The sequence below is a fragment of the Streptomyces glaucescens genome, from assembly GCF_002154375.1.
GTDB classification, from domain to species: domain Bacteria; phylum Actinomycetota; class Actinomycetes; order Streptomycetales; family Streptomycetaceae; genus Streptomyces; species Streptomyces glaucescens.
The window spans coordinates 1-3389 of sequence record NZ_MUND01000596.1; the positions used below are offsets into that span (position 1 = coordinate 1).

The 3389-nt window shown below is 70.8% G+C and carries 3 protein-coding genes; 1 reads left to right on the forward strand and 2 read right to left on the reverse strand.

What is annotated here, in order from left to right:
- Positions 1-379: 379 nt before the first annotated feature.
- The gene (locus CCN42_RS32590; RefSeq protein ID WP_086740991.1) at positions 380-928 is read right to left on the reverse strand and encodes a MarR family winged helix-turn-helix transcriptional regulator; all 549 of its coding nucleotides are present in this window, start codon (positions 926-928) and stop codon (positions 380-382) included.
- Between the two features lie 146 nt (positions 929-1074).
- Between CCN42_RS32590 and CCN42_RS32595 the strand changes: the two genes are divergently transcribed.
- Positions 1075-2337: an MFS transporter gene (locus CCN42_RS32595; RefSeq protein WP_245877573.1), complete on the forward strand. Its 1263-nt coding sequence runs from the start codon at positions 1075-1077 to the stop codon at positions 2335-2337.
- A gap of 56 nt (positions 2338-2393) precedes the next feature.
- Here the strand turns inward: CCN42_RS32595 and CCN42_RS32600 are convergent.
- The coding region (locus CCN42_RS32600) for an ATP-binding SpoIIE family protein phosphatase (protein ID WP_158102163.1) at positions 2394-3389 on the reverse strand (996 nt) is incomplete at its 5' end.

Consider the following 3389-nt stretch of genomic DNA (forward strand, 5'->3'; position numbering starts at 1 on the left):
TTCCTCGGTGCTTTCCAGGTTCTCGCTCTCGCGTTTCCCTTTCCGGCGGCTCCGACTTTATCAGATCCTTTCGGGCCTGACTCCCAGTCAGAGGGGGTTGTCCTCGCGGCCCTTGGGCCGTTCCGACGTCTCAAACTTTAGCGGATCCTCTCGGCGATTCCCAATCGGGCCGCCGAGCCCCGAATCGAATTGAATTCCGGCACGCCGAAATCAACCCCGTCGGGAGATCTTGCTGGTGGTTTGAGGTGCCGCTTTCGCGGCGGAAGTGCCGTCGCAGAACCGTTCCGGCTCCGCGACAACCCGAAGAACTCTACGGATCCGACTGGGTGGTGTCAAGCCGACCCTGTCAAGATCTTTTATGACCGGTTCGAGGACCGCGTCAGTCCAGGTCGGAGAGGCGTCCGCCGGCGTCCGGCTGGGCGTGCTCCACCCGGCGCAGCAGCCGGGTCAGGACCTCGCCGAGGACGCCACGCTCCACGGGTGTGAGGTCCTGGAGCAGGTCCTCCTCGAAGACGGTGGCGAGGCGCATGGCCTCCAGCCACTTCTCACGGCCCTCGGGGGTCAGCTCCACGATCACCCGTACGCGGTTGTTCTCGTCCCGCTCCCGGGTGACCAGGCCCTCCGTGACCATGCGGTCGATCCGGTGGGTCATGGCGGCCGGGGTGAGGCCGAGGCGCTTGGCGAGCTCGCCGGGGCCCATGCGGTACGGGGCGCCGGACAGCACGAGGGCCTTGAGGACCTCCCACTCGGCGTTGCTGATGCCGAGGGCGGCGGTCTGGCGGCCGTAGGCGACGTTCATACGGCGGTTCAGCCGGGACAGGGCCGAGACGATCTTCTCGACCTGGGGGTCGAGGTCCTGGAACTCGCGCTGGTAGGCGGCGATCTGTTCTTCGAGGGTCGGCTCACTGACGCCGGGGGTGTCGCCCATGGGGCCGAGTATGGCACGGAACCGCTTGGCATTGAAGTCCTTCGCCATGTACTCTTTAGCTTCGAAGTTTAGGGTCGAAGTCTTCACTCCTAACTTGTTGCTGCTGTCTGAGAGAGGTGAACGTGACCAGGGCTATGGGCGCTGCGATGCGCCGGATCCACGTGGGCAACGCGCTCAGCGCGTTCGGGCTCGGCTTCACCGTCCCCTATCTGTACGTCTATGTGGCGCAGGTGCGGGGGCTCGGTGCTGTGACGGCGGGGATGGTGCTCGCCGTCTTCGCCGTGGCCGCGCTGATAGTGCTGCCGTTCGCCGGCCGGGCGATCGTGCGGCAGGGCCCGCTTCCGGTGCTGCAGACCGCCCTGGTCACGGCCGCCGTCGGGGCGCTGGGCCTGGGACTCGCGGGCGGCGCGGCCACCGTGCTGCTGGCGGCGGCGCTTCTGGGGGCCGGGCAGGCCGTGATGCAGCCGGCGCTGGCGACGATGATCGTGGACTGCTCGTCGGCGGAGACGCGGTCGCGGGCGTTCGCGATGCAGTTCTTCCTGCAGAACCTGGGTCTGGGTGTCGGTGGTCTGATCGGCGGCCACCTCGTCGACACCACGCGGGTCTCCTCCTTCACCCTGCTGTTCGCGATCGAGGCGGCGATGTTCCTGCTGCTGGTCGTGGTGATGGCGACGGTGCGGATGCCGCACTCGCCGCGGATCAAGGGCGCTCCGGCGCAGTCCGCCAAGGGCGGCTGGAAGCAGCTGCTGGGCAACCGCGCGATGGTGCATCTGTCCGTGCTCGGCTTCGTGCTGTTCTTCGCCTGCTACGGACAGTTCGAGTCCGGGCTCAGCGCGTACGGCGTGGAGGCCGCCGGGATATCGACGTCCACGCTGGGGACGGCGCTGGCCGCCAACACCGCGATGATCGTCGTCGCCCAGTTCGCCGTGCTGCGGTTCGTGGAGCGGCGGCGGCGTTCCCGGGTGATCGCCGCTGTGGGGCTGATCTGGGCCGTGGCCTGGCTGGCGGCCGGGTACGCGGGGCTGGGGCACGGCAGCCAGGAGATGGCCACGGCCGCGTTCGTGTCGACGTACGCGCTGTTCGGGCTGGGTGAGGCGATGCTGTCGCCGACCGTGGCGCCGCTGGTCGCCGATCTGGCGCCGGAGGGCCTGGCCGGGCAGTACAACTCGGCGTTCGCCCTGGTGAAGCAGCTGGCCCTGGCGGTCGGTCCCGCGGTGGGCGGGCCCATGGGCGCTTCGCTGCACGGGCCGTACATCGTGACGTTCCTGCTGTTCTCGCTCGGTATCAGTGTCCTGGCGATACGCCTGGGCCGTCGGCTGACCGAGGCGCAGGACCAGCCGTGGCTCGCCCGGAACCGGGTCATCGCGCGCGGTGGGTCGGCGGCGGAGCCGGTGTCCGCCGAGGCGTGACCCTGCGGAGGGGGTGAGGTCTTCTCACCCCTCTCGTCCTCTCCCCCCGCGTCCTGTCACCCTCTCCGGAGCGCGAACTCGCACCACACCGCCTTGCCGCCGCCCGGGGTTCGGCGGCAGCCCCAGTTGGAGGCGATGGTGGCGACGATGGCGATGCCCCGGCCGGATTCGTCGCCGGGCTCGGCGCGGCGGCGGCGCGGGAGGTGGTCGTCGCCGTCGGTCACCTCGATGATCAGTCGGCGGTCGGTGCGGCGCAGACGCAGGCGCATGGGTGGGGTGCCGTGCTGGAGCGAGTTGGCGACCAGTTCGCTGGCGGCCAGGACGCCCAGGTCGTGCAGGTCCGCCGGGAAGCGCCAGCTGGTGAGGACGCCCGAGGCGAAGGCCCGGGCGCGGGGGGCCGCCTCGACTCCCCCGAGGAGTTCCAGCGCGGCGTTGCGGAAGAGTTCGGCGGCCGGACCCGTGCGGGCCGGGTGCTGGAGGACGAGGACGGCGACGTCGTCGTCGTGGTCCGCGGTGACACCGGCGGAACGCACCAGGCGGTCGCAGACGACCTGGGGGGTGCCGGTGGCGCCGGCCAGGGCGCGTTCCAGGCCGGCGATGCCTTCGTCCAGGTCCGCGTCGCGCCGTTCGACCAGCCCGTCCGTGTAGAGGACGGCGGTGGAGCCGGGGCCGAGGGCGATGGAGCCGGAGGAGTGCATCCAGCCGCCGGTGCCGAGCGGCGGGCCGGTGGGCTCGTCGGCGCGCTGGACGGTGCCGTTCTCGTCGCGCACCAGGATCGGCAGGTGGCCGGCCGACGCGTAGACCAGCCGGCCCTCGTTGGGGTCGTGGACGGCGTAGACACAGGTGGCGATCTGGTTGGCGTCGATCTCGGTGGCGAGGCCGTCGAGGAGTTGCAGCACCTCGTGCGGGGGCAGGTCCAGGCGGGCGTAGGCGCGCACCGCGGTGCGCAGCTGGCCCATGACGGCCGCCGCGCGGACGCCGCGGCCCATGACGTCGCCGATGACGAGGGCGGTGCGGCCGCCGCCGAGGGTGATCACGTCGTACCAGTCGCC

Bases quoted from the DNA above. Each gene is read 5' to 3' on its own strand.
- CCN42_RS32590 (WP_086740991.1), bottom strand. From the start codon at position 928: ATGGGCGACACCCCCGGCGTCAGTGAGCCGACCCTCGAAGAACAGATC.
- CCN42_RS32595 (WP_245877573.1), top strand. From the start codon at position 1,075: ATGCGCCGGATCCACGTGGGCAACGCGCTCAGCGCGTTCGGGCTCGGC.